Here is a 24,353-nt window from a genome sequence, read left to right as displayed (position 1 = left end):
GCTTCAGGCCAGCAAATCAGGCCACGAAGCGGGAGAGGAAGTCATGCGATTTCTTCACCGCGTCAAAGCGGTCCATCTCGAAGGGCGGTTCCTGCTCGACGTAATAGTTGCGCACGCCAGCAGCGACCGTGGCTGGCAGGATACGCTTCCAGTCCAACTTGCCCGAACCCACCTCGGTCGGGTCCTGCATCAGGCTAAAGTTGGTCTGGGTCGAAGGCTTGACGTCCTTCATGTGAACCATGCGAACACGGCCCTTGAGCTTGCCCAGCTCGGTCGCGGCGTCACGCCCGGCCGCCGTCACCCAGCCCAGATCCAGCTCGATAAACACCAGCTTGGGGTCCAGCTCAGCCAACAGCACATCCCAGCCGGTGGTGTTGCCGATGGGAGCGAACTCCATATTGTGGTTGTGATAGCCCAAATCGATGCCCAGCGGCTTGAGCGCAGCGGCGCGCTCGTTCAACAGGGCGGCCTGACGCTTCCAGTTGTCGGGGCCAGCGGCCTGCAACGCCTGTGTCAGGATGGTGCGGAAATCGCCGCCCGGCGTGGGCTTGAAATCGGCCGGCAGCAGCGGCATCGGCAACACCGCCTGACGGATGCCCAGCGTGTGCAACGCATCGGCCAGTTCATTGACCGGGCTCATCAGGTTCAGCCCCGGCTGCGCGAACGGGCCGGGCAGCCCCAGATGGGTGCAGGTGAAACGCACGCCAGCCTTGTCCGCGACGGCGCGCAGATCCTTGGCGCTGCGGCCATAGAAACCGGGCAATTCGATCTCGCGGTACCCAATCTTGGCCAGACGCGCCAGCGTGCCGGGCAGATCCTTTTGTGGGGCGTCACCCATCGTATAGAGTTGCAGGCCGATCGATTTACCGATCCGCTTGAAAAACGGCGTTTTGCGTGCGGGCCCGGCCCAAGCCGGCGTGGCTGCCACGACGCCCGCGGCGCCCATGCCGGCCAACAGGCCGCGGCGGTTGATCAGGGTCATCATGCGTTCTCCGAAGTGGTCTGGGGGCCGGCCTGCGGCGGATGGAAAGCCAGCGCCAAAATGATCGCGCCCAACGCGGCAAGGCCGGTCGGCACCATGAACAGGGTCTGGTAATCGACCTTGCCATCAGCGGCGGTCAGTTTCGCCACCAGATTGGGGAAGACGTAGCTGGCCACCATATTGCCCACGCCCAAAATCAGCAGGTTGAACAGGCCCTGCGCGCTGGAGCGGACGTCCTTGGGGAAGGCTTCGTCGACGAAGATATAGACGGTCGCAAAGAAGAAGGCGTAGCAAACGCCATGCAGCAACTGCACACCGATGATCAGGCCCGGATGGTCGGCCAGGAACGAAAACGCAGTAAACCGCGCCGCATGGCCCAGAATGCCGACGATCATCGTCGCCCGCCAGCCCAGTTTGGCCAGTACCGTGCCCAGCACCAGCATCGTCACTACTTCGGCGATCTGGCCCAGCGAGAGCACCACCATCGACAGATTGCCCGCAATCCCCACCCGTTCGGTCAGGAACGCATCAGCCATGACGAAATAGCCGTTGTGGACGACCGAATCGATGAAGGTGACCAGGAACAGAACTGCCACGAAAGGCTTTTTCAACAGACCCAGCGCGCGGCGCCATGCCAGCGAATCGACGCCCTCGCCGCCCTTGCGCGGGGGGGTGTGGGGCAGCGTCAGCGAGAACAGCGCCAACGCAAAGGAAATCCCCGCCGAAACAAGGAAGATCGCGCGCACATCCTCGACCCCCGAATGGGCGCCCAGAATGAACACGAAAGGCCAGCTGGCCATCACCCAACCGACAGTGCCGCCCGCGCGCACGGTGCCAAAATCACGACCTTCGGCCAGGCTGGCAAAGGCGACGGTGTTGGTCACCGAAAGGGTGGGCACATAAACCAGGCTATAGGCCATATAGAACAGGAAAAACGGCCCGAAATCGGTGGAATAGGCCGCGCCCAGCAGACACGCGCCGCCGATCAGGTGGCTGACGGCCAGGAATTTTTCGGCGGCAAAATAACGGTCGGCAAACTGATTCGAGAAAAAGATCCCCACGACCGAGGCAATGCCCCAGCAGCTACCGACCAAAGCCTGCTGATCGGCGGAAAAGCCCAGCATACCCATGTACGGAAACAGCTTTGGCGCCCAAGCGCCCCAGATCGCCAGTTGCAGCGCCATCATGACGAACAAGCGAAGTTTCAACCCCTTGGGTGCGACTGACTGTGTTGTTGATACTGTGATTGACAAGGGCCGATCCTCCTCCCATATTTTTGACAACGCTGCCAGAAACAATGGGCATCGGCAAGAGAACAATTTGGAGGGGACACGGATGACGTTTGATATCAACCGCCGTCAATCGCTGATGGGGTTGGCCGCGCTGATTGGCGCTGGCAGCCTGCCGATTGACGCGCTGGCCGCGGCGGCCAAGGCCGCGCCTTTTCTGTCCCCTGCCCAGACGGCGCTGGTGACAGCGGTGGCCGACACGCTGATCCCCACCACCGATACCCCCGGCGCGGCCAAGGCGGGCGTGCCGCGCGTGTTTGACGGACTGATGCGCAAATGGGCCGCGCCTGCCACCCGCACCGCGCTACTGGGCGCCTTGGGCGCCATCGACGCGGCGGCCAAGTCGGGCGCGGGCAAGCCCTTTGCCCTGCTCTCGCCCAAGGCGCGGCTGGAGGTTCTGGGTGCGTATGACACCGCCAACTGGGCCAGCAATCCCGACTATCGCCGGCTCAAGGACCTGCTGACAAAGCTCTATTATTTCAGCGAGATCGGCGCGACGCAGGAGCTGCGCTACGAGCATGCACCGGGCGCATGGGAAGCCTCGATCCCGGTCACGCCGAAGACCCGCGTCTGGGCCGACGCCAGCGGCCGATAAAAACATAAGAATTCCGGGAGATCATTGATGTTTGATGCAATTGTCATCGGCTCTGGCATGAGCGGCGGCATGGCCGCCAAGGAACTGTGCGAGCGCGGTTTGAAGACGCTGGTGCTGGAACGTGGCCGCAAGCTGGAACACGTCACCTCGTACACCGACAGCCTGCGCCCGTGGGAACTGCCCAATGGCGGCGGCATCCCCGAGGAGGAACTGGCCCGCGACTATCCGATCCAGCGCCAGTGCTATGCCGTCAGCACCGCGACCCAGCAATATTGGGTCAAGGACAGCCAGCACCCCTATCAAACCCCCGAGGGCAAGCCCTTCAGCTGGATTCGCGGCTACCATCTGGGCGGGCGCTCGATCATGTGGGGACGCCAGACCTATCGCCTGTCCGAAATGGACCTGTCGTCCAACGCGCGCGATGGGCACGGCGTTGACTGGCCGATCCGCTATGCCGACCTCTCGCCCTGGTATGACAAGGTGGAAACCTTCATCGGCGTGTCCGGCCAGAACGAAGGCCTGCCGCAACTGCCCGATGGCAAGTTCCTGCCGGTGATGCCGATGACGGACGGCGAAAAGCTGTTCAAGGCGGCGGTCGAAAAGGCCTTTCCCGGTCGCAAGGTCATTCAGGGCCGCTGCGCCCACCTCACCCAGCCGCAGGAACATCACATCGATCTGGGCCGTGGCCCGTGCCAATACCGCTCGCTGTGTGAACGCGGCTGCTCCTATGGCGCGTATCACTCCAGCCTGTCCTCGTCGCTGCCTGCCGCGCAAAAGACCGGCAATCTGACGATCGTTACCGATGCCATCGCCCATTCGATCATCACCGATCCCAAAACCGGCAAGGCGACCGGCGTGCGCGTTATCGACCGCATCACCAAAAAGGCCAAGGTGTACGAAGCCAAGGTGATCTTCCTGTGCGCCTCGACCATCGGCTCGGCGCAGGTGCTGCTCAATTCACGCAGCGCCCAGCATCCCAACGGTCTGGCCAACAGTTCCGATCAGGTCGGGCGCAATCTGATGGATCACGTCTATGGTCCGGGCGTGGCGGGCGTTCTGCCCGGGCCCGATACCTATCACCGGGGTCGCCGCCCCAACGGCCTGTACATCCCGCGCTATCGCAACCTCGAAGGCGACGAGGGCGCTGGTTTCCTGCGCGGCTATGGCTATCAGGGCGCGGTGATGCGCGGCGGCTGGGGTGCGAACGCGGCGTCCGGTCCGGGCGTGGGCGCCGAGTTCAAGGAACGCAACCACAAGCCCGGCCCGTGGTCGATCTATCTGGGCGGGTTTGGCGAAATGCTGCCCGATCCCAGCAACCGCGTGACGCTGCACGCCACCAAGGTGGACGAATGGGGCATCCCGCAGTTGAACATCGACTGCACCCACGGCGCCAATGACAAGGTGATCGGCGAGCGCATTCTGGAAGACGCGCGCGCCATGCTGAAGGCGGCAGGCGCCACCATCGTGCATGAAAGCAGCAAGCTGCACCCGCCGGGTCTGGGTATCCATGAAATGGGCACCGCCCGCATGGGCCATGACCCCAAGACCAGCGTGCTGAACAAGTACAATCAGGCGCATGACGTGCCCAACCTGTTCATCACCGATGGCGCGGCGATGACGTCCAGCGGGTGCCAGAACCCATCGCTGACCTATATGGCGATGTCGGCCCGCGCGGCGTTCCACGCGGCTGAATTCCTGAAAGCCGGGACGATCTGACCCCGGTAGGCTGCGTCCGGCGGGCCCCTCTCGCCGCCGGACGCGCCTGTTTCAGTCCTCCAGCCCGATGGCAAACGCCCAGTCGCGCGTTTCGCCCGGCGCCAGAATATCGGCAGCCCCCACCTCGCCCCGGCCAAAGGCATCGGGGGCATGGCTGACCGGCTCCACACAGAAATACGGCAGGCCGGCCGGCGCAAACAGGTGGAATCCGCGCGCCTGATCGGCCCATATCCGCACCCGGCCAAAGGGTTGTTCGACCGCCAGATCCAGACTGTCGGGCAGCGCCCCATCGGGCGCGGCAAAGAAATGGTCCAGCCCCTCCAGCGCGTCCACCGCCACCGCCCGGCCCATGGCAAAACGGTCATCAGACACCGCGTGTGTTGCCAGCCCCGTCACGTCATTTTCCCAACGTGTGCCAGAGGCGGCCTCGACGCGGCTACCGGGGGTGCGCAAGAAATAGGGGTGGATGCCAATCCCCATCGGCATTGGCTCGTCCGCCAGACTGGTGACACTGATCGTCAGGCTCAGCCCCTCGTCGGTCAGGTCAAAGACCTGCGCCACGCGATAGTCCCAGGGCCAGCCCGCATCGCCCTGATGCGTCAGCGCCAGCGTGGCGCTGACCGGGTCGGCGCGCACCACCTGCCACGCTCGCCGCCAGCCATGCCCGTGCAGCGCGTGCAACGGCGCGGCGACATCCGTGGACAAGCGATATTCCTGCCCCGCCCACGGCAAGCGCCCCTGCCCGATACGGTTACAGAACGGCACAAGCGGGAAACTGCCCGCCTCCAGCACATCGGCGGCCCCGGCAGGCAAGGGGCGCAGCACGTCCACGCCCGCATGGCGCAACGTGGCAACCGCGCCCCCCAATTCCGGGGCCAGATCACAGCTCCAATCCCCATGGCGCAACAAGATCATGCCAGCACCTGCGCGCCATGGCACGGAGCCTCGATCGAGATCATCGGGGCCTCACCCGCAGGCGTGCGATAGGAGGCCAGCACGGCTTCGCGCACCGTGTCCACTTGATCGGCCCGCATCAGCCCCACCACAGCGCCACCAAAGCCGCCGCCGGTCTGGCGCGCGCCGCCCTGCGGTCCAATGGCCGCGTTCAGGATGTCCGCCAAACGGTCGGTCGCAGGCACGGTGATGCCAAAATCCTGTGCCTGCGTCCGGTGGCTTTCGCGCATCAACACGCCCGCCGTCACCAGATCGCCCGCAGCCAATGCCTCGGCCGCCTCCAGCGTCAGACGGTTGTCGCTGATGACATGGCGCGCGCGCGCATGGGTGACATCATCCATCCGCCCCCGCGCCGCCGCCAACATCGCCGCATCGGCATCGCGCAGCGCAGCCACGCCCATGATCGCGGCGGCCGCTTCGCATTCGCGGCGGCGGGTATTGTATTCACCATCCAGCAACCCGCGTACCACGCCCGATTGCACAATCATCACCCGCGCATCGTCCGGCATGGCGATCTGGCGCAGATCCAGACTGCGGCAATCGATCAACAGCGCATGGCCCGCCTGTGTGCAGGCCGAAGCGATCTGGTCCAGATTGCCACAGCGCACACCGACAAAATCACATTCGGCCCGTTGGCCCAGCAAAGCGATGTCGATGGCCCGCCAATCCAGCCCCGCCGCCTGCAGCAGGCTGCGCGCAACCGCGACCTCCAGCGAGGCCGAGGACGAGAGCCCCGTCCCGCGCGCGATGCTGCCCGCGATGGCCATCTGTCCGCCGGGGACGGATACGCCCGCCCGCACCAGTTCATCCACCACGCCGCGCACATAATTGCGCCAATCGCCGGCAGTCGCACGGTCGGGTGCGGCAGGATCAAACGCATCGCTATCGGCAAAATCCAGCGCCGCCACCTGCAATGGCGCGCCCACCTGCGGCGTAAACGCCACCTGCGTTTCCTGACCGATGGCGATCGGCATGGCAAAGCCATCGTTGTAATCGGTATGCTCACCAATCAGATTGACGCGACCGGGCGCGCGCACCGTGATGGCAGGGGCGGCGGCATAGGCAGCGGCAAAGCCCGCGTTCAGACGATCAGCCAGCATCATGCGTTCTCCGTTTCAGCCAAGGCGGCGCGCAGGCGCGCGGCGGCGGTTTCAGGCGTCAAATCGCGTTGTGTTTCGGCAAACATTTCAAACCCCACCATGAATTTGCGCACGCTGGCCGATCGCAACAGCGGCGGATAGAAATGGGCGTGCAAGCGCCAAGCCGCCAGCGCATCGGATCCGCCTGGTGCCTGATGCCACCCCATCGAATAGGGAAAGCTGGTCGAAAACAGCGCGTCATAGGCGCGCGTCACCTGCCCCAGAATGACCGCCAGCGCGTCGCGCGCGGCATCGTCCAGATCCTGCAACCGGGCGGCAGCCGTGCGGGCGATCAGCAACACCTCAAACGGCCAGGCCGCCCAGAACGGCACCACCGCCAGCCAGTGGTCATTCATCGCCACCACCCGTTCGGCCGCGGCGATCTCGCGCTCGGCCACTTCGTCGAGCAGGGGGCGGCCACGCGCGGACAGCCACGCGGCCTGCTCGCGCTCTTCGTCGGCTACTTCCATTGGCACAAAGTCGCTGGCCCAGATCTGGCCATGCGGATGCGGGCTGGAACAGCCCATCATCTCGCCCTTGTTTTCAAAGATCTGGACATTGGCAAAGCGTTCGCCCAGCTCGGCCGACTGCGCCGCCCATGTGTCCACCAGCGCCCGCACCGCCGCCACCGACATCTGTGGCAGCGTGCGTGAATGGTCGGGCGAATAACAGATCACCCGCGCCGTGCCGCGCGCCGGCGCGATAGCAAACACCGGGTCGCCGTCAGACGAACCGGACGCCGGATCGGGCGTATCGGTCAACAGCGCAGGAAAATCATTGTCGAACACAAAGGTCGCCGGATAATCCGGGTTAGCCTCGCCATTGGTGCGTGTGTTGGTGGGGCACAGGTAACACCCCGCCTCATAGGCCGCGCCCGAGGCCGGAGCCGCCTTGGCCTGCTCGCCCTGCCACGGCCGTTTGGCGCGGTGGGGCGAAACCAGCACCCAGCGTCCCGTCAACAGGTTGCGGCGGCGATGCGGATGATCCTCGCGGTCAAAACCGGGCTGGTCCGTGGCGGGCAATGTCTGTCTCCCGAATGGCGCCCTTTGTGGCGCTGCAATCGGTTGGCAAATAGCGCGCTTTGATGTGAAATACAGCCTCAGGCCGATACGTATTCGTTATGCGCCGCCGCAATCTGCTTATACCGGCCCGCCACCTGCAAGGACGGCGGGCCGGTATCGTGTCAGCGAATGATCGTGATGTGGCGCTGATCGCGAACGAAGACCGGCTGGAACTGTGGCGGGAAATAGGGATGGCGCAGGCGCAGCGTCACCGCCACATCATGCACACCCGGCTGCAATCCGCCGGGGGCGGGCACATGCACATCGGCGCAAACGCCCACCGGCCAGCGGGTGGCGATCTCCTCTGCCATCTGCGCGTGGGTATAGGCGGCACCGTCCAGCATCAGGCAATTGCTCTCGGCCGGATAGGTGGTGTCGCCCACCGTGACGTCGATCCCCTCGATCAACGAGAGGCGCAGGCCGCGATAATTGGGCTGACGCAGCCGCACGCGAAAGCCGGTGATGGTGCCCTCGTGCGAGACATTGGCAAAGCCGCTGCTTTGGATCGTGGTGCGTTCAGCCATGAGCGTTCTCCTGCGCGTGGGCGGCATCATATTCGGCTTCCAGCTTGCGGATCAGGCAGTGCTGGCGACGGACCTGTTCGATCGCCACCCAGGGGGCGCGCTCACCCTCATACTCGCTGGACAGGAAGCCGTTGTAGTTCAATTTCTTGAGCATCGGCACAAGGCGATCCCACGGGATGTGGTGGTCGTGCAGGGTCTCGTCGATATGATGGAACTTGGCCTGAATGAAGGGGACGTACTGGATAACGTCGATCAGATGTTCGACCGGCACGGCGATGCCGTTCAGGAACGACAGCGCGCCCTTGCGGATCTCGTCGGTGATGCCGCCGCCCCAATGGGTCAACGGGCGGTCCTGAAAGATGCCGGTGTCGATCATCAGGCCGAAATGCTTGGTCCCGGTCTTTTGGATGAAATCGACATAGCCCTCGGTCACGGGATGGCGGATCGGGGTGGGCGCGTGGATTTCGGGCAGGATCACGATGTCCAGTTGGGCCGCCAGATCCAGCGCCCGTGCCACCGCGCCGCGCCAAATCGGGTGCGGGGTCAGTTCCTCGTCCACAACGCCGAATTTGGGCCGGATGAACGCAAAGCCCAGACGATGCGCCAGACGCAGGTCCTGCATGATCTGCGCCGCGCCTTCTTCCTCGGTCATGGTGTGGGTCAGCGTGACGCGGGTGTCGACCCAACTGGCCATATTGGTCGGGCGCATGCCCAGTCGATCGATCGTCGCATGCCAATGGTCAACCCATGCACTCGACGGCTCGGGATAGGCGGCGACATGGGTTTCACCCAGAATTTCGATCCCCGTAGCGCCGGTGTCGGCGGCATGTTCCAGCGCCTCTTCCAGATCCATGACGGTGCCGAAATCATCGGTGTAGCTGTAAAGCGAGACGCCATACTGGAAGCCGCTCACGAAGTGCCTCCCGGGATGAGGGTGAAGTGGAATTGCGATGGCATCCTGTGTGGACCTCCCTTGAGCAAATGCGGCCAAACTGTAACAGCGATTCTAGCATCGCTTAGATATCAGCTAAGCAGTGCTTGGCAAGGGCATTGATGCATCGCGCATCGACGGTGCCGGAGGGCAGGCCTGCGCAAAAATCAGTTGCGATCCCGCGCGGCAGGTCATAGCGCTGCTGGCGATGCGCCGCTCCAAACCCTATCACAAGGCCGATTTGCGCCGCGTGCTGATCGATGCCGCGCGCGACCATATCGCCGCCCATGGCCACCTGTCGCTCTCGCTGCGGGCGCTGGCGGCGCAGGCTGGCGTCACCACGGCGGCCCCCTATCACCACTTTGCCGACCGCCGAGCGCTGTTGCTGGCCGTTGCCGAAGAAGCCTATGCCACCTTGCTGACGCAAAGCCAGGCAGTCACCGCCAGCGCCCTGCCCCCGGCGGAAAAGCTGATGGTTCTGGGCATGAACTTCCTGCGTTTTGCCGAAGCGCAGCCGCGCCTGATGGAGCTGATGTTTGAAAGCGAGCTGACCACGCCCGTGATCGACCCAGCGCTTAGCGCGTTGCAAACACAGGCCTATGCCGCGCAGATCGCGGTCATCGCCCAGGCCTTGCCGCATATCTCCTCGTTGGAGGTGTCTGTGCGGGCGATGGCGCTGTGGTCGCTGATCTATGGCTATGCCACGCTGCGGGCGAAATTGTCGATGCGCCCCTATGACCCCACCGATGTCCCCACCGATCAGGTCGACCGCGCGGTGCTGGACCGGGCCGTGATTGCCGCTCTGGCCCCGTGATTACGGCTACCGATTGACACGCGGCCTAGCATCGCTTACCCCATATCCGTCCGCTGCGAAACGGCGGACACGCCTGGTAGCCGGGTCCGAAAGCCGGCTTGGGAAGGCGCCGACCGGCAGACCGGCGGCGTCATGCTGCAGGCCCCATCGTGATGTTCCGTCAGGACGGAATGGGCGTGGGGGATGCGGCGCGTCAGGCCCACTCCCACGCTCTGCCCCCTAATGACGGCCGGATAAGGGACCGTTGGATGAGCTATATTCGCAATGCGTGGTACATGGCCGCGTGGGAAGAGGAAATCGTCGGCGAGGCGCTGCTGGAGCGGCGACTGCTGGACAAACCATGGATAGTGTTGCGCAAACAGGATGGCGATTACGCCATGCTGGGCAATCTGTGCCCGCACCGTTTCGCGCCGCTGTCACAGGGGCGGCGACAGGGGGATACCATCGCCTGCCCCTATCATGGGCTGGAATTCAACACGGCGGGTGCCTGCACGCACAATCCCTTTGCCGATCTGATCCCGCCGCACGCCCACGTGGCCGCCCCGCCGGTGGTGGCGCGCCACCGCGCGGTCTGGTTCTGGGCGGGCGATCCGGCGGCGGCTGATCCCGCGCTGATCCCGGATTTTTCCGCGATCGAGGTCGATCAGCCGATGGTCCACGGCCACATGCTGTTTCCCGCCAATTACGAGTTGATCACCGACAATCTGCTGGACCTGTCCCACACCGAATATGTCCATGCCGACAGTTTCCAGATGGGTGGCAAGTTTCTGGCTGGGGAACATGCCGCCGAAGAAGACGCCTCTGGGGCGATCTGGTCGAAATGGACGTTCCGCAACACGCCGCGCCCGGTCTGGCTCTGCGCCGTCCCCGATGACGCGCGGATGGACGAATGGCTGGACATGCGATGGCACGCGCCGGCCAGCATGTTGCTGGAGGTGGGCTTTACCCTGGCAGGCGCGCCGCGCGATCAGGCGCCCATGCCCGCCTTTGTCAATCCGCACATCCTGACGCCGGAAACCGCTGGCACAACGCATTATTTCTACACCCGTCAGCCCGGCGACGAAGCCGCGGCCATGACCCGGCAGGTGTTTGAACAGGAGGATCTGCCGATGCTGGCCGCGATCCAGCGGGAGGTGGGTGACAAGGATTTCTGGGCTTTGAAGCCGGTGATCCTGAATGTGGATGCCGCCGCCATCCGCGCCCGGCGGCGCCTGATGCAGATGCGCCGCGCCGAAATGGGCGAGGCATAAGCACGTCTGCGCGCCGGCGTGGGTCAGCGTCGGCGCGGGATATGCCCCACGCGGTCGTCGCCGCGCAGCGTGATCCAGACCCGCCGCCCCTGCGCCACCGCGCCACAGGCGTAATTGACCAAACCGCTCCCCTGCCCGCGCGCCAGTACGCGTTGCCGCCCGGTACGCGGGTTCAGCCGCACCACGCGCCAAGGCTGCGGGCATTGCGCGCCACAGGCCCCAATCGCGGCAGGGTCGGCCACTTGCCCCGCGACCAGCAGGTCATTGCCGATCAGATGGATGTTATCGGGCAGGAAATCCACCGCGATCCGCCGCCGCATCCCGTGCCGCAGGTCCAGCGCCCAGATCGCGCGCTCCCCCCAGCCGCTGACATAGAGCCAGCGCCGATCAGCGGACAGTTCCACCCCATTCGCGCCCGATATCGGCCCCGCCTTCACCTGGCGCAGCCCTTTGCCCGCCTGCCAGAGCCAGACCGACCCCGTGGGCTCGCCACGCGCCATCCCTGCCCATGCCTGCACGTCATCGGGATCGTGAAAACTGGTGACGTAAAAGGCATCTGGCGACACCGCCGCCACCGCATTGGCCAGCGCACCCGCCGGCATGGCCACGCAATCACGCCAAGCCAAGGTGACGCCCGCGCGATCCATCCGGCCATCCAGCACCTCGACCGCATGGCGATCGCCATGGTTGGTGACAAACAGGCGGAACCGCCCCACCCCCATCGCCGCCACCGCCAGTCCCGACATCGACCAGCGCGTCACATCCGGCGGGGCACAGCCGCTGTTCCCACCGCCAGCGACCGTCACCGGCATATCCCGCAAGGCCCGCGTCCGCCCATCAATCAGCCGCAGCCGCGCCGGGCTGCCGATGTTCAGATTGCCACCGATCAGCCAGCGGCCGCCGGGCAGAACGGCCAGATCCTCGACCGCGCCGGTGCCGCAGACAAAACCCATGCCTTGGGCCACGGCGCAGTCGGCGGGCCGTGCCATCGCTGGCGCGGCCCATGTCGCGGCGATGCCCCCCGCCATCCCCAGAACGGCACGCCGGAACACAGGGATGGCCAAGCGCATCACCACGCCTTTCAGAACGACTTGCGCACAGTCAGCGCCACCTCGCGCGGGCGACCGGGCTGCGCCGTGGCATAGCCCGCGCTGGCGGTGTTGTCGAACACGGTCGAGTAGTAATAGCGGTCGAACAGGTTGGTCACTTCGGCCGCGATTTCCAGATCGTGGTTGGGGTTTTTCCAGCTGATGCGCGCATTGGCCAGCGCATAGCCGGGGATGCGTTCATACTGGCCGATGCCGCGAATATTCGCGCCCAGCGCCGGGCCATAGACGGCGCTTTGCGATTTGAGCGTAACCGAAGGGGCCTGACTGGCGATGTCGGCCAGCGAGGACTGGCTGCGCGCCTGCAACATCGCGCCCGACATGGCGGTGATGGCAATGGGCGTGCTTTGCAGGCGCTCTTGGCGGAACTGTGCGGTGACGACGATTTCCGGCACGGCGGGCTGAGCCGCATCACCGGCGGGCGCCGCCGTTTGCGCCACGGCCACAGGCGCCTGCGCCAGCGCCACCATCACCGGAATCATCAACGGCATCCACGCCAAAGCGCGGGCGGAAATCCTGTTCATCCAACCCCTCCATCAACAGACCAGCCATCACGGGCTGGCGATTGATGGGATCGGCATCATCCGAATCGACGTACAGTCAATGCAAACTAATCTCGCCTTTTCAAATATTTGTGATATTTCACTACCCACGAAGCATAAATGCCACGCATGATATTGGCGCCAATTATGATACCGATATCAAACTCGCGTACACAAAAGGCGGAGCGCGACCAACCGCACCCCGCCCCTTTCCGCAAACCACCCGAATGTCAGCCCCGCACCACCCGCAAGGGCAACCGGGCAAAGCCATAGGCGATGTTGTTGACGATCCGCTCAGGCTCGCCATCCAGTTCAAAACGGCATCCGCGCCGCGCCAGCGCGCCGAACACCGCCGACAACTCCATCCGCGCCAGCCCCTGCCCCGCGCAATTGTGCGGCCCATGGCCAAAGCCCAGATTTTGCCGCTCACGCCGATCAATGACAAAGGCGTCAGGATCGGCAAACTGGCGCTCGTCCCGGTTGGCGCTGCCATAGGAGACGATCGCCCAACTGTCGGCCGGGATCATCGTACCATCCGACATCGTGGCATCAGCGGTGACATAGCGCGCGAATTTTTGCAGCGGCGTCTCCATGCGGACGATCTCGTTGGCGGCCTGCGCCGCCAACGCGGGATTGGCGCAAAGCTTGTCCCACTCGGCAGGGTTGCACGCAAACAGCCACGCCCCCGACGCCATCGCGGCAATCGTGGTTTCAAATGCCGCCACGACATAACCCGCCAACAGACCAATCGCGGCCTCGCGCGGGATATCGCCGCGCCGGGCCGCCTGTGCCAATTGCTCGGCATAGCCGCCGGGGACCAGCCGGTTGTTGTCGTAAATCTCGGCGATCAGATCCATCATCGCGGCCATGGTTTCCAGCCCCGATGTGGTCAGCGGCCCCGCTGGCCCAGCCCCGTTCCAAGCGTTTTCGGCGATGGCCAGCAACGAAGGCCGCACGTCCAGCGGCCAGCCAATCAGCTCCATCACCACATGGATCGGCAGATCGCAGGCCATGTCAGCCACGCCATCAAACCGCCCCCGCGCGATCAAGGCATCGGCCAATTGCTCGGCGCGGCGGTCGATCGTTTCGGCCACCGGCTTGATCGCCGCCGGGCCCAACGCCTGGGTGATCAACCGCCGGCGCTCGGCATGCAGCGGCGGGTCGGTGCAGATCAGCGCCTCGGACCAGGCGGCATTGATCACCGGGTTCAGCCCGATCCCCCGCGCAGAGGAAAACGTCTGCCAATCGTTCAGCGCGCGATGCACGTCCTCGTACCGACCGATGAAAAAGGCCCCCACCCGCTCCAGCCAGACGGCCGCGCCCTGATCGCGCAGTGCGCGGTAATGCGGCCAAGGGTTGGACAATGCGTCAGGCGCATACAGATCCAGCGCCGAACGCGGCGCGCAGGTTGCGGTATCAGCCATGCCTCTCCTGTCCGGCCGTCATGGCGCAGCACCGCGCGTGGCCGATTCCATATTAGACATGGTGTAAAATTCAAAGCCCGTCAAGCCGGGCGGCTACACCACACCCACCTGCGGCAAGGGACGGGCGGCGATGGCCCGCGCCGCGTCACCAGCAACCCCCAGACCCATCAGGATCGCGGCGGCAATGATCTGGGGATAGGCCGCGCGCTCCTCGCCGGACAACATCGCCACAACCGCCGCCAGCGACGTGCCCAGTACCAGATCGCGCCCTGCCGCGCTGTCCTCGACGGTGAACACGCCCGCCTGCATCCCGGCACGCACCGTCACCTCTGCCTGGGCATAGGTGGCCGCGCCAAACGGCACGCCGCCCGCCGACAGGTTGACAATCGACCAGCCCCAACGCCGGTCCGCCCGCGCCTTTTCCAGATACAGACGCAAGGCGGCACTGGCCTGCTCGCGCGGGTCGGGCAGGCCGGCGATGGCCTGCGTCACGCCCTCCAGAAAGCGCTGCGTCAACTCGCGCGTCAAAGCCTCGCGCAGGGCGTCCATGCCGGTGAAATGGTTGTAGAACGTGGGCCGCGACACTCCGGCGCGGGCGGAAATGTCCTCCACCCGGACGAACAGGCCGCCGTGTTCGCCCATCAGATCAAATGCCGCGCCCAGAATGGCGTCACGAGTCCGTTGTCGCCGCGCCGCCCCGATTTCCTGCCGCCTGCTGGGTTCCACGCTGCTGTCCTGTGGCTGATCGCATCGCGGGCCTGCATGCGCCGCGAAAAATGGTGCACCCGCCGCGATTCGAACGCGGGGCCCCCAGATTAGGAATCTGGTGCTCTATCCGGCTGAGCTACGGGTGCATCACGAGACACTTGGAACGGCCGCTTGACCATACCTTGCCCTTCCGCCCCTACTTGACGTGGCCGCAGACCTCAAGGGCAACTTTGCGCGGATGATGGGCAAAAAGAAGGGGTGCGGTTTGCTCGACCGCACCCCTCAAGGGAGGATAGACTAAATCAGATCAGAACTTGACGCCCAAGGTCGCGCCATAGCTGCGCGGCTCAAGCGCGGCACCGAACGACCACAGGCCCGCCACGGTAAAGGCGTGCGTGGTGGTGCGGATGTCGGCCAGATTGCGGCCATAGACACGGACATAGGCATCCGCGCCATGCAGCTTGAAGTTGGCAGTCACGCTGGCGTCCAGCAGGTCCTGCGTGACGGTGCGCACGCGCGGATCATTGCCGTTGACGTTGACCTTTTGCACGACAGTACCCGCCATGACCGGCGTGATGCTGGCGGCCGAGATCTGCTCGTCATAGGGGCTGATGTGGCGCAGGCCGATGGCCGTCACCACGCTGCCAAAGCTGGTCTGGGCGGTGTACTCACCCGACAGCGAACCGCTGAACGAGGGGGCATAGATCATCCGGTTGTTCGAATAATCGAACGGCACCAGACCCGCACCATAGGCGTTGTTGGCAATGAACCCCTTGAACTGGGTGTCCAGCAGCGCCACCGTCGCCGAGAACTTCAGCCCGCGCACCGGACGCCAGGTGGACTCGATTTCAAGCCCCTTGATGTCGGCCGAACCGATGTTGCCGGTGATCGTCTGGCTGCCCTGCGGACCGCCCGGCAGGGTCACGTCCTGCTGCATGTCCTTGTACTTGGAATAGAAACCAGCGACGTTGAAGGTCAGCTTGCGATCAAACAGATCCAGCTTGGTGCCGATTTCAAAGCTGTCGACCGTTTCAGGATAATACGGCGTGCTGGCGGTGGCCGCCGTCATCGCGCGCGGGCTGAACCCGCCCGAGCGATAGCCGCGCGACCAGCTGGCATAGACCATCGTGTCGCGGTTGGGACGCCAGTCGATGCCGATCTTGGGCGTGAACTTGCGGAAGGTCTTCGAGCCATCGCCAATCCGGCCCAGCGTGGTGGGATAGTCATTCGACAGCTGGCGGCGGTCTTCCGACCAACGGCCACCGAACGAAACACGCACGGTGTCCGCCACCGACCAGTTGAAGTCACCAAAGAACGCGATCGAGCGGGTCTTGCCGTTGATCACATTGGTGCCGGTGTTGCCACCAAACACAAAGGTGTCAGCCGTCAGCGTGAACTCGGAGTCGAACAGGAAGCTGCCGACCACGTAGTCCAGCCCCTCGACGATCTTGCCGGCGGCGCGCAATTCCTGGCTCCACTGGGTATAGGTCTGGGCGCGCTGCGAGAAGTAGATGTTGGTGCTCGAGCCGTCGAAGTCCTGCGTCTGGAATTCGCTGGAATGACGCCACCCGGTGATCGCCGTCAGCTTTACGATGTCGGTATCCAGGTTCATCTGGAACGTGACCGCCGGGGCGTTATACGAGCTCTGCGCCGGGCTGGTGAACACCGTGTACAGGTCGTTGGTGGTGTTGCGACCCACTTCGACCGCAGGCATGAACGCGCTGAAGCCTTCGGCCGCGCTGGTCAGGTTGCTGACCGTGGGATCAAACTTCTGATGGACGTTCTCGACCGTCAGCTGGGCATCAAACTGCCCGCTGGTGGGCTTGAACAGCAGCGAGGCGCCATAGGCATCGTTCTTCGACCCGCCAGCGCTGCGCTTGGTGTTGGCGTTGTAGTAGAAGCCATCCGACTGATTGTGGAAATACCACAGCTTCAGACCCAGCGTGCTGCCATTGCCGACATTGACCACCGCCTTGGTGTTCCAGCTGTTCCAGCGGCCATAGCTGGCCTCCAGCTTGGCGCCGGTGCGCATGGTGGGCTTGGAGCGCTGGATGTTGATCACGCCGCCGATGGTGTTGGCGCCAAACAGCGTGCCCTGAGGACCGCGCATGACTTCGATCTGGTCGATGTCAAAGAAGTCCTGCAACTGGCCGGTGCTGGTGCCCATCATCACACCATCAACCACCACACCCACGGTCGGCGTCGAGGACTTTTCAATATTGGCAAAACTGAGACCGCGGATCGCGATGTTTGCGGCCTGCGCACCCGAGTTCTGTTGCGTGATCAGCAGGTTGGGCGCATCGCCCTGCAAATCGCCAATCGTCACCGAAGCCTTGCCTTCGAGCATGGCGGCGTTGATCGCGGTGATCGCAACCGGCGTTTCCTGCAAGGTTTCATCGCGGCGACGAGCCGACACGACGATGGCGTTGCTGTCGGTGGTCTCGGTGGCCTGCGGCGCGCTTTGCGCCAGCGCCGGCGCGGCAAAGCCCGCCATCGACGTGCTGCACACAAGAGCGATCATCGCCCGGCTAAGGACTGTGGCTGTCATATTCCCTCCCATCAGTTGTTCTGCGCTATTTTTGTCGAACATCTTACCATAAAAATACTGCGCATTTTGCTAGGCGCGCGTCGAACTTGTGTCAGCCACCGCCCGCGTCTACACTGTCAGGGCAGGCCTAAACCTCCCGCGACAGGCCAAAGAAAGCCGGAAATCCAATGCCCAAGAAGGTCGATCACGACGAACGCCGTCAGTCCATTTCAGATGTGGTGGCAGACATCGTTTTCGAATCCGGGGTCGAGGCCCTGACCATCCGTGACATCGCCCAGCGCGTGGGATGCAGCCCTTCGGTTATATCCCATTATTTCAATAGCAAGCTGGACATGCTGATTTTCACCCACCGCCAGGTTCGTGGCCGCGCGGAAAAAGGGTTGCAGCGCGCGATCGACAATGCGCTGAGCGCCAGCGACGGATTTGAACGCCTGCTGCCGGTGGACGAACCGCGCTGGCGCGACTGGTACACCTGGTTCGCGTTCTGGGGGGTGGGGCCCGATCAGGAAACCATGAACGAGGAACGCATCGCCGCCAGCAGCGATGCGACCAACCTGTTCATACAATTGGTCGAGGCCGATCAACGGCGCGGCCGTATCAACCCGACCCTCTCACCAATTGAGGTCGCGCTGGAGACCCAGACGGTGGTTAACGGCATCGCGACACTGGTCGCCCAATCGCCCAGCGAATGGCCCGCCGAACGCCAGATCGCCCATTTCCGCAAAATGTTTGCCAGAATCGTCATCTGATCCAGCCGCCCCGACGCGGTCAGTTTACCTGATCGGGCGGGGCCAGCGGAAACAGGATCGGGGCGACATCAATCCCCTCGTCGGCCAGCGCCTGCGCCTGATCGGGCGTGGCCTGCCCATGGATGGCCTCGGGCGCCTTGTCGCCATAATGCATGGCGCGGGCGTCATCGACAAATTTCTCCCCCACCCAGCGCGAGCTTTTCAGCGCCTCGGCCTGTGCCTTGACCACCACTTCCAGCGCAGCACGCAGCTGCGGCGGCAAGGGCGGCGGCGGGGCGGCCACCGGCGCTGGCGCGGGTTCGGCTGCAGGCACCTTGGCCTGCGGCGCGGGCGCGTCGATCTGGTTGCCCTTGCGCGTCAGGCGCGGGGCCATCGGTGCCTTGATCACCTGCGTGCTGCCGCAATGTGGACAGGCCACCAGCCCGCGCTCCTGCTGGCGCGCAAAATCCTCCGACGAGCCGAACCAGCCCTCGAAACGATGCGTATGTTCCAGACATTCCAGGTCGTAAACAATCATGACGCCGATCTAGGGATTTCACGGCGGTTCGCAAGGCTGGGCAGTTGCGCTCGGATCTGTGCTGTGCGGTCGGGGTCGATCTCGGCAAAGGCCAGCGCCGGCGCATCGCCCCCCATATCCAGCACCACATCCCCCCAAGGGTCCACCACCAGACTGTGGCCATAGGTGGCGCGCCCGTCCTGATGCGTGCCAACTTGGGCTGCGGCCACGACATAGGCCGATGCCTCCACCGCGCGGGCGCGTTGCAACAGATGCCAATGCGCCGCCCCCGTCGGCACGGTAAAGGCTGCCGGAATGGCGATCAGATCGCATTTTTCCCGGCCCAAAGCCTCAAACAAGGCGGGAAAACGCAGATCATAACAGATCGCCAGACCCAGCCGCCCGGCCGGTGTGGCGACCGTCACCACCGCATCGCCGGGCGCATAGGCGTTGCTTTCGCGCCAGCTTTCCCCGGTGGCCAGATCCACGTCGAACATGTGGATCTTGTCGTAATGGGCGCGAATGTCGCCGGTATCGTCGATGACAAACGTGCGGTTGGCCGCGCGCCCATCGGCCGCCCCGCCCGCCACCGCCAGACTGCCCAACACAACCCAGATGCCGATTTGGCGCGCCGCGTCCCGCGCGGCGGTCAACACCGGATTGGCGTCCTGCGCCACGATATGCGGCGCGGCGCGTTTGCGGTCACGGTCGATCAAGCCGCACATTTCGGGCGTGAACAGCATCGCCGCCCCGCCCTGTGCCGCCCGCGCCGCCGCATCGGCAATCGCGGCCGCGTTGGCCACCGGATCGATCCCCGACGTCATCTGCAAAAGGGCGATTCGCGTCATCGCTTACAGGCCCAGAATGGGGTCCAACTCACCCTTGGCATCCAGCGCGTGGATGTCATCGCACCCGCCCAGCGCCACGTCATTGACAAACACCTGCGGCACAGTGCGGGCGCCCGGCTTGCGCGCCTGCATTTCGGCGCGCTTGGCCGTGTCCATCGTCACGTCGATCTCGTCATAGGCCACGCCCTTGGCGTCCAGCAGCGCCTTGGCACGGACGCAATAGGGGCAACCCCATTGGGTGTAGATCTCGACCTTGGGGGTGCTCATGGAAACTCCTGTATCTGTACCTAAGGCCGCCGGATGAATGCGCGGCGCCCTCTTGAAATGCCTTTGCGCTAACATATCTCCTGTTGCGTGTCATGGGCCGCCAGACGGGCATGACGCACTTCACCGGCGGTTGCGGTGCCCGGACGGGGCCGCACCCGCCAACCGAAAATTGCTCTGAGATTGAGGATTTTGGCCATGAACCGTTTTGACTTCACCCCCTATCGCCGCAACACGGTGGGTTTTGACCGGCTGTTCGATCTGCTGGAAAACGCCACGCGCGGTCAGGGCGGCGACAATTACCCTCCCTTCAACATCGAACGCCGGGCCGAGGATGCCTATCGCATCACGCTGGCCGTGGCCGGGTTCAAGCCCGCCGATATCGACATCACCGCGCAGCAGAACCTGCTGGTCATTCAGGGCCGCAAGGGCGACGAAGGCGCGCCGGCCGGCGAATTCCTGCATGTCGGCATCGCCCAGCGCGGGTTCGAGCGCCGGTTTGAACTGGCCGATTTCGTCCGCGTCGAGGCTGCCAATCTGGAAGACGGGCTGCTGGTGATCGATCTGGTGCGTGAAGTGCCCGAGGCGATGAAGCCCAAGAAGATCGCCATTGGCAGTGCGCCAAAGACGCTGAGCGTGGTTGAGAGCGACAGCACGCGCGCCGCCTGATCAACACCTGACATCGATGGAAAAGGAGGGCGGGTCCGGCAAGACCCGCCCCCAATCGGCATTTCGATCTTGCAAAGCGCGGATACTGTCCTCGCACCGGCCTCCTGCCCCCGAAACGCCGCCTGTGCCTGCCAATGAAGGTCCGGGTCGCATGTGACACTCCGGCGGGCCAAGCTGTTGGTGGGCTAATTGCCCGCGCGCTGGCATGCGCTCAAGTAAAAAAATGTATCGCCAAGATTTGGGCCCAAAGCGCAACCGATTGAAACTGCGCATGATTTAACATGCGATAAAATGCCGCACCGGACCCCGCCCAATTTCACCAAGCGCATCAAGCAGATGCCCGCAAGGCCTTGGCGAAATCAGACACATTGACAAATTTTAATACCCCTGCCCACTTTCCGCCCCGCCCGGGCCACAAATGGCAAAGGCGGAGCAGGCCCAAGCCCGCTCCGCCCTGATGACCAGACCGCGCCGCCGCATCATCGGCGAATCGCGATCACGATACCGATGTGATCAGACCAACCGGGCCTGACGCAGCGCCGCGCCGATGAAACCGGCGAACAGCGGGTGCGGCTCGAACGGGCGGCTCTTGAGTTCGGGGTGGAACTGCACGCCCACAAACCAGGGATGGTCGGGCCGCTCGACAATCTCGGGCAACAGGCCGTCGGGCGACATGCCCGAGAACACCAAACCACCCTGCTCCAGCGCCTCGCGGTAATGGGCGTTCACCTCATAGCGGTGACGGTGGCGCTCGCTGATGGTCTCGGTGCCATAGATCGCGGCGACATGGCTGTTGCCCGCCAATTGCGCCTCATACGCGCCCAGACGCATCGTGCCGCCCAGATCGGTGTCGGCGCTGCGGGTCTGCAAGCCTTCCTCGCTCATCCATTCAGTGATGATGCCCACCACCGGCTCGCTCGTCTCACCAAACTCGGTCGAGCTGGCGTTGGGGATGCCGGCCGTGTTGCGCGCGCCCTCGATGCAGGCCATCTGCATGCCAAGGCAAATGCCAAAGAACGGCACCTTGCGCTCACGCGCGAAACGGACGGCGGCGATCTTGCCCTCGGTCCCGCGTTCGCCAAATCCGCCCGGCACCAGAATGCCGTGCAGCGGCTCCAGCGTCGAGATGATCTCGCTCTCGTCCTTTTCAAAGATTTCGGCGTCGATCCACTTCACATGAACCTTGACCTTATTGGCCATGCCACCGTGGACCAGCGCCTCATTCAGGCTCTTGTACGCGTCCTGCAGGACGACATACTTGCCCACGACGCCGATCGTCACCTCGCCCTCGGGGTTGGCATAGGTGCGGGTCAGCTCCTCCCAACGCTTCAATTCGGGGCGCGGGGCGGCCATGCCAAAGTGATGCAACACCGCATCGTCCAGCCCCTCGGTGTGGTACTGCAACGGCACGGCATAGATATTCGGCGCGTCCAGAGCCGGGATCACCGCCTCCTTGCGCACGTTGCAGAACAACGCGATCTTGTTGCGCTCGTTTTCGGGCAATTCCTGCTCGCAACGGCAGAGCAACACGTCGGGCTGGATGCCATAGGACGTCAGTTCGCGCACCGAATGCTGAGTCGGCTTGGTCTTCAGCTCACCAGCCGCCGCGATATAGGGCACCAGCGTGACATGGGCAAAACAGGTCGCCTCACGGCCCAGCTCGTTGCGCAGCTGACGGATCGCCTCGATAAAGGGCAAACCTTCGATGTCGCCCACCGTGCCGCCGATTTCGCACAGGACGAAATCCAGATCCTCGGTTTCCTGCTGTGCGAACGCCTTGATCGCGTCGGTCACATGCGGGATCACCTGCACCGTGGCGCCCAGATAGTCGCCCCGCCGTTCCTTGGCGATGATCGTCTGATAGATGCGGCCAGAGGTGATGTTGTCGCTCTTGCGCGCCGATACGCCGGTAAAGCGCTCGTAATGCCCAAGATCAAGGTCCGTCTCGGCGCCGTCGTCGGTGACGAACACCTCGCCGTGCTGATAGGGGCTCATGGTGCCGGGGTCGACGTTGAGATAGGGGTCGAACTTGCGAATGCGGACGCGGAAACCACGCGCCTGCAACAGGGCAGCCAAAGAAGCCGCCATCAAACCCTTGCCCAGCGAGGAGACCACGCCGCCGGTGATGAAAATGTACCGCGCCATGGGAGTTGCGCCTTACCTGTTATCGGTGTTCAAACCAAGCGCCAATGGCGCTATCACGAAAGCAATCCACAGACCTTTCGCGCATGCCCCGTAAACGCACGGCGACAGCACAAAAAGAACCACCCCCGCCGCCATGCGGCGAGGGCGGTACATGGCCGCTGAAATCTGTTACCGCTTGGCAGCGCCTGCCAGCGGATCAACCGGAGCGGGCGCCGCCGAAGGCGCAACAGCAGCCGGAGCCGAAGCCGCCGGCACAGGCACCGCCGTGCGCTGCAGCGAGGTATCGACCGACGAACCGCCCGACATGTTGACCGCCAGCGCCGCCAGCACGATCGAGAGCAGGACAAACACGGTGGCCAGACCAGCCGTGGCGCGCGTCAGGAAATTCGCCGCGCCGCGTGCCGACATGAAGCCCGAGGGGCTTCCCCCGACGCCCAGACCGCCGCCTTCCGACTTTTGCACCAGAATGACGCCGACCAGCAGCGCACCCACAAGGGCTTGGAGAACTGTCAGGAAGATGAACATTGTCGTTATATCTCTCGTGGCGACGAGGCGACCCGGTTTCACGGCCCCGTGTTAACAATTTGCAAGGCCGGCTGTCTAAGCGCCTCGCCGCGAAATTACAAGATGCTGCGAATGCTCAGACAACTTGACCGTTTATGGACGCAGGACCGGAAACTATCCAGAAAAAACCGATCACCCCTCGATCTGCATCGCAGAAGCGTGGATAATCGCGGCAAAGCTTTCCGCCGTCAGACTGGCCCCGCCGACCAGCGCGCCACCCACTTCGTCGGCGCGCAGCAATTCGGCCGCATTGCCCGCATTGACCGAGCCGCCATACAGGATGCGCACGCCCGCGCCTTCCTCGCCATAGATAGCCAGCAATTGCGCCCGGATCGCGCGGTGCATCGCGCCCACATCATCGACCGAAGGCACACGCCCCGTGCCGATCGCCCAGACCGGCTCATAGGCCACCGCCAGACGCGCCGCAGCCCCCTCGCCGCGCGGCAACGAGCCCACAAGCTGGGCGGAAACCACCGCCTCAGCTTCACCCGCGTCACGCTGCGCCTCGGTTTCGCCCACGCACAGGATGACCGACAATCCCTCGATCAGCGCGGCATCAGCCTTGGCCTGCACATCCGAATCACTTTCGGCATACATGGCGCGGCGTTCGGAATGGCCAACGATGACAAACATCGCGCCGGCATCCTTCAGCATCGCGGCCGACACATCGCCGGTGAACGCGCCACTGACCTTGGCGTGGCAATCCTGACCACCCACACGCAGTTCCTGCGTGGCCTCGGCCATCGCGTGCACCAGCGTGAAAGGCGGGGCAATGCCCACCTCCACAGCAGGATAGCGGGCGGCGGCACGGTCAATCTGGCGCGCTTCGGCCAGCGTCGCGCGCAGGCCGTTCATCTTCCAGTTGCCAACGATGTAGGGGCGCAGGGCCATGAAGTTTTCCTCACTCTCAAGCCAATCCGCGCGGACATGCCGACAGATTCGCTTGGCTCTTCTCTCACTTGCTGCGCCTGCTAAGCCAGCAGGTACGGCTTTGTCAAAAGGACAAAGCCGATCAATCCAGAGCATTTTCGCACA

The 24,353-nt window shown here is 64.1% G+C and carries 24 protein-coding genes and 1 tRNA gene; 6 read left to right on the top strand and 19 right to left on the bottom strand.

Annotated features, from left to right (window positions below; all coding sequences use genetic code 11):
* Positions 1–16: 16 nt before the first annotated feature.
* Together GTZ99_RS06240 and GTZ99_RS06235 are read right to left on the bottom strand one after the other, a co-directional pair.
* Positions 17–982, bottom strand: a complete 966-nt coding sequence (locus GTZ99_RS06240) for a sugar phosphate isomerase/epimerase family protein (RefSeq protein ID WP_227711137.1) — start codon at positions 980–982, stop codon at positions 17–19.
* A complete protein-coding gene (locus GTZ99_RS06235; protein WP_227711136.1) occupies positions 982–2,190 on the bottom strand; it encodes a nucleoside permease in 1,209 nt (402 codons plus the stop codon). Before GTZ99_RS06235 ends, GTZ99_RS06240 begins: the two co-directional genes overlap by 1 nt.
* A gap of 127 nt (positions 2,191–2,317) precedes the next feature.
* Here GTZ99_RS06235 and GTZ99_RS06230 point away from each other — a divergent pair, with 127 nt between their 5' ends.
* Both GTZ99_RS06230 and GTZ99_RS06225 read left to right on the top strand, forming a co-directional pair.
* Positions 2,318–2,866, top strand: coding sequence for a gluconate 2-dehydrogenase subunit 3 family protein (locus tag GTZ99_RS06230; protein WP_161717400.1), 549 nt, complete (start codon positions 2,318–2,320; stop codon positions 2,864–2,866).
* A 27-nt stretch (positions 2,867–2,893) separates the two neighbouring features.
* Positions 2,894–4,582, top strand: a complete 1,689-nt coding sequence (locus GTZ99_RS06225) for a GMC oxidoreductase (RefSeq protein ID WP_161717399.1) — start codon at positions 2,894–2,896, stop codon at positions 4,580–4,582.
* 51 nt (positions 4,583–4,633) lie between these two features.
* On the opposite strand, the gene GTZ99_RS06220 is transcribed toward GTZ99_RS06225, so the two are convergent.
* From GTZ99_RS06220 to GTZ99_RS06200, 5 genes are all read right to left on the bottom strand, one after another.
* Positions 4,634–5,497 carry an aldose 1-epimerase gene (locus GTZ99_RS06220; RefSeq protein WP_161717398.1) on the bottom strand — a complete coding sequence of 288 codons (864 nt, stop codon included), beginning with the start codon at positions 5,495–5,497 and terminating at the stop codon, positions 4,634–4,636.
* A complete protein-coding gene (galK, locus tag GTZ99_RS06215; RefSeq protein ID WP_161717397.1) occupies positions 5,494–6,639 on the bottom strand; it encodes a galactokinase in 1,146 nt (381 codons plus the stop codon). The genes GTZ99_RS06220 and galK overlap by 4 nt, the downstream gene beginning before the upstream one ends.
* Positions 6,636–7,697 carry a UDP-glucose--hexose-1-phosphate uridylyltransferase gene (locus GTZ99_RS06210; RefSeq protein WP_161717396.1) on the bottom strand — a complete coding sequence of 354 codons (1,062 nt, stop codon included), beginning with the start codon at positions 7,695–7,697 and terminating at the stop codon, positions 6,636–6,638. Before GTZ99_RS06210 ends, galK begins: the two co-directional genes overlap by 4 nt.
* Positions 7,698–7,858: 161 nt before the next feature.
* Positions 7,859–8,260 carry a C-glycoside deglycosidase beta subunit domain-containing protein gene (locus tag GTZ99_RS06205; RefSeq protein WP_161717395.1) on the bottom strand — a complete coding sequence of 134 codons (402 nt, stop codon included), beginning with the start codon at positions 8,258–8,260 and terminating at the stop codon, positions 7,859–7,861.
* Positions 8,253–9,173: a sugar phosphate isomerase/epimerase family protein gene (locus GTZ99_RS06200; RefSeq protein ID WP_161717394.1), complete on the bottom strand. Its 921-nt coding sequence runs from the start codon at positions 9,171–9,173 to the stop codon at positions 8,253–8,255. Before GTZ99_RS06200 ends, GTZ99_RS06205 begins: the two co-directional genes overlap by 8 nt.
* A 226-nt stretch (positions 9,174–9,399) precedes the next feature.
* Between GTZ99_RS06200 and GTZ99_RS06195 the strand changes: the two genes are divergently transcribed.
* Positions 9,400–10,005, top strand: coding sequence for a TetR/AcrR family transcriptional regulator (locus GTZ99_RS06195; RefSeq protein WP_161717393.1), 606 nt, complete (start codon positions 9,400–9,402; stop codon positions 10,003–10,005).
* A 248-nt stretch (positions 10,006–10,253) separates the two neighbouring features.
* Positions 10,254–11,255 carry an aromatic ring-hydroxylating dioxygenase subunit alpha gene (locus tag GTZ99_RS06190; protein ID WP_161717392.1) on the top strand — a complete coding sequence of 334 codons (1,002 nt, stop codon included), beginning with the start codon at positions 10,254–10,256 and terminating at the stop codon, positions 11,253–11,255.
* A gap of 23 nt (positions 11,256–11,278) precedes the next feature.
* On the opposite strand, the gene GTZ99_RS06185 is transcribed toward GTZ99_RS06190, so the two are convergent.
* The 6 genes from GTZ99_RS06185 to GTZ99_RS06160 form a co-directional block, all read right to left on the bottom strand.
* The gene (locus GTZ99_RS06185) at positions 11,279–12,325 is read right to left on the bottom strand and encodes an SMP-30/gluconolactonase/LRE family protein (RefSeq protein ID WP_161717391.1); all 1,047 of its coding nucleotides are present in this window, start codon (positions 12,323–12,325) and stop codon (positions 11,279–11,281) included.
* Positions 12,326–12,336: 11 nt separating this feature from the next.
* Complete coding sequence (locus GTZ99_RS06180) at positions 12,337–12,885, bottom strand: TonB-dependent receptor (protein ID WP_161717390.1); 549 nt, start codon at positions 12,883–12,885, stop codon at positions 12,337–12,339.
* 248 nt (positions 12,886–13,133) lie between these two features.
* Positions 13,134–14,327: a cytochrome P450 gene (locus tag GTZ99_RS06175; RefSeq protein ID WP_161717389.1), complete on the bottom strand. Its 1,194-nt coding sequence runs from the start codon at positions 14,325–14,327 to the stop codon at positions 13,134–13,136.
* Positions 14,328–14,420: 93 nt separating this feature from the next.
* Complete coding sequence (locus GTZ99_RS06170) at positions 14,421–15,053, bottom strand: TetR/AcrR family transcriptional regulator (protein WP_161717388.1); 633 nt, start codon at positions 15,051–15,053, stop codon at positions 14,421–14,423.
* 51 nt (positions 15,054–15,104) lie between these two features.
* Positions 15,105–15,181, bottom strand: a tRNA-Arg gene (locus tag GTZ99_RS06165).
* 161 nt (positions 15,182–15,342) lie between these two features.
* A complete protein-coding gene (locus GTZ99_RS06160; RefSeq protein WP_161717387.1) occupies positions 15,343–17,583 on the bottom strand; it encodes a TonB-dependent receptor in 2,241 nt (746 codons plus the stop codon).
* A 167-nt stretch (positions 17,584–17,750) separates the two neighbouring features.
* Here GTZ99_RS06160 and GTZ99_RS06155 point away from each other — a divergent pair, with 167 nt between their 5' ends.
* Complete coding sequence (locus GTZ99_RS06155; protein WP_161717386.1) at positions 17,751–18,332, top strand: TetR/AcrR family transcriptional regulator; 582 nt, start codon at positions 17,751–17,753, stop codon at positions 18,330–18,332.
* A gap of 19 nt (positions 18,333–18,351) precedes the next feature.
* Here GTZ99_RS06155 and GTZ99_RS06150 read toward each other — a convergent pair whose 3' ends face one another.
* Genes GTZ99_RS06150 through grxC form a run of 3 tightly spaced genes read right to left on the bottom strand, consistent with a single transcriptional unit; the run spans position 18,352 to position 19,943 of the window.
* Complete coding sequence (locus GTZ99_RS06150) at positions 18,352–18,849, bottom strand: DUF1178 family protein (RefSeq protein WP_161717385.1); 498 nt, start codon at positions 18,847–18,849, stop codon at positions 18,352–18,354.
* Positions 18,846–19,676 (bottom strand): carbon-nitrogen hydrolase family protein, encoded by an 831-nt coding sequence (locus tag GTZ99_RS06145; RefSeq protein WP_161717384.1) that lies wholly within the window; start codon positions 19,674–19,676, stop codon positions 18,846–18,848. The genes GTZ99_RS06150 and GTZ99_RS06145 overlap by 4 nt, the downstream gene beginning before the upstream one ends.
* A gap of 3 nt (positions 19,677–19,679) precedes the next feature.
* Positions 19,680–19,943, bottom strand: coding sequence for a glutaredoxin 3 (grxC, locus tag GTZ99_RS06140; RefSeq protein WP_161717383.1), 264 nt, complete (start codon positions 19,941–19,943; stop codon positions 19,680–19,682).
* Positions 19,944–20,138: 195 nt separating this feature from the next.
* Here grxC and GTZ99_RS06135 point away from each other — a divergent pair, with 195 nt between their 5' ends.
* On the top strand, positions 20,139–20,609 hold the full coding sequence (locus GTZ99_RS06135) for an Hsp20 family protein (RefSeq protein ID WP_161717382.1): 471 nt from the start codon (positions 20,139–20,141) through the stop codon (positions 20,607–20,609).
* Positions 20,610–21,122: 513 nt separating this feature from the next.
* Here the strand turns inward: GTZ99_RS06135 and GTZ99_RS06130 are convergent.
* From GTZ99_RS06130 to tpiA, 3 genes are all read right to left on the bottom strand, one after another.
* Entirely contained in the window at positions 21,123–22,754 is a 1,632-nt protein-coding gene (locus tag GTZ99_RS06130) for a CTP synthase (RefSeq protein ID WP_161717381.1), read from the bottom strand.
* Between the two features lie 168 nt (positions 22,755–22,922).
* Positions 22,923–23,279 carry a preprotein translocase subunit SecG gene (gene secG / locus GTZ99_RS06125; RefSeq protein ID WP_161717380.1) on the bottom strand — a complete coding sequence of 119 codons (357 nt, stop codon included), beginning with the start codon at positions 23,277–23,279 and terminating at the stop codon, positions 22,923–22,925.
* Between the two features lie 171 nt (positions 23,280–23,450).
* Complete coding sequence (tpiA, locus tag GTZ99_RS06120; RefSeq protein WP_161717379.1) at positions 23,451–24,209, bottom strand: triose-phosphate isomerase; 759 nt, start codon at positions 24,207–24,209, stop codon at positions 23,451–23,453.
* Positions 24,210–24,353 lie beyond the last annotated feature (144 nt).

Source organism: Novosphingobium ovatum (assembly GCF_009909235.1).
Classification (GTDB): domain Bacteria; phylum Pseudomonadota; class Alphaproteobacteria; order Sphingomonadales; family Sphingomonadaceae; genus Novosphingobium; species Novosphingobium ovatum.
The sequence above is the reverse complement of the archived record's forward strand: the minus strand, read 5'-3'. Positions and strand labels throughout refer to the sequence as shown.

What these genes read in the sequence shown, in the direction of transcription:
- tpiA (WP_161717379.1), bottom strand. Translation starts at nt 24,209, where the DNA reads ATGGCCCTGCGCCCCTACATCGTTGGCAACTGGAAGATGAACGGCCTG.
- galK (WP_161717397.1), bottom strand. Translation starts at nt 6,639, where the DNA reads ATGATGCTGGCTGATCGTCTGAACGCGGGCTTTGCCGCTGCCTATGCC.
- GTZ99_RS06225 (WP_161717399.1), top strand. Translation starts at nt 2,894, where the DNA reads ATGTTTGATGCAATTGTCATCGGCTCTGGCATGAGCGGCGGCATGGCC.
- GTZ99_RS06205 (WP_161717395.1), bottom strand. Translation starts at nt 8,260, where the DNA reads ATGGCTGAACGCACCACGATCCAAAGCAGCGGCTTTGCCAATGTCTCG.
- secG (WP_161717380.1), bottom strand. Translation starts at nt 23,279, where the DNA reads ATGTTCATCTTCCTGACAGTTCTCCAAGCCCTTGTGGGTGCGCTGCTG.
- GTZ99_RS06185 (WP_161717391.1), bottom strand. Translation starts at nt 12,325, where the DNA reads ATGCGCTTGGCCATCCCTGTGTTCCGGCGTGCCGTTCTGGGGATGGCG.
- GTZ99_RS06240 (WP_227711137.1), bottom strand. Translation starts at nt 982, where the DNA reads ATGACCCTGATCAACCGCCGCGGCCTGTTGGCCGGCATGGGCGCCGCG.
- GTZ99_RS06155 (WP_161717386.1), top strand. Translation starts at nt 17,751, where the DNA reads ATGCCCAAGAAGGTCGATCACGACGAACGCCGTCAGTCCATTTCAGAT.
- GTZ99_RS06130 (WP_161717381.1), bottom strand. Translation starts at nt 22,754, where the DNA reads ATGGCGCGGTACATTTTCATCACCGGCGGCGTGGTCTCCTCGCTGGGC.
- GTZ99_RS06150 (WP_161717385.1), bottom strand. Translation starts at nt 18,849, where the DNA reads ATGATTGTTTACGACCTGGAATGTCTGGAACATACGCATCGTTTCGAG.
- GTZ99_RS06135 (WP_161717382.1), top strand. Translation starts at nt 20,139, where the DNA reads ATGAACCGTTTTGACTTCACCCCCTATCGCCGCAACACGGTGGGTTTT.
- GTZ99_RS06195 (WP_161717393.1), top strand. Translation starts at nt 9,400, where the DNA reads ATGCGCCGCTCCAAACCCTATCACAAGGCCGATTTGCGCCGCGTGCTG.
- GTZ99_RS06190 (WP_161717392.1), top strand. Translation starts at nt 10,254, where the DNA reads ATGAGCTATATTCGCAATGCGTGGTACATGGCCGCGTGGGAAGAGGAA.
- GTZ99_RS06175 (WP_161717389.1), bottom strand. Translation starts at nt 14,327, where the DNA reads ATGGCTGATACCGCAACCTGCGCGCCGCGTTCGGCGCTGGATCTGTAT.
- GTZ99_RS06220 (WP_161717398.1), bottom strand. Translation starts at nt 5,497, where the DNA reads ATGATCTTGTTGCGCCATGGGGATTGGAGCTGTGATCTGGCCCCGGAA.
- GTZ99_RS06145 (WP_161717384.1), bottom strand. Translation starts at nt 19,676, where the DNA reads ATGACGCGAATCGCCCTTTTGCAGATGACGTCGGGGATCGATCCGGTG.
- GTZ99_RS06230 (WP_161717400.1), top strand. Translation starts at nt 2,318, where the DNA reads ATGACGTTTGATATCAACCGCCGTCAATCGCTGATGGGGTTGGCCGCG.
- GTZ99_RS06180 (WP_161717390.1), bottom strand. Translation starts at nt 12,885, where the DNA reads ATGAACAGGATTTCCGCCCGCGCTTTGGCGTGGATGCCGTTGATGATT.
- GTZ99_RS06160 (WP_161717387.1), bottom strand. Translation starts at nt 17,583, where the DNA reads ATGACAGCCACAGTCCTTAGCCGGGCGATGATCGCTCTTGTGTGCAGC.
- grxC (WP_161717383.1), bottom strand. Translation starts at nt 19,943, where the DNA reads ATGAGCACCCCCAAGGTCGAGATCTACACCCAATGGGGTTGCCCCTAT.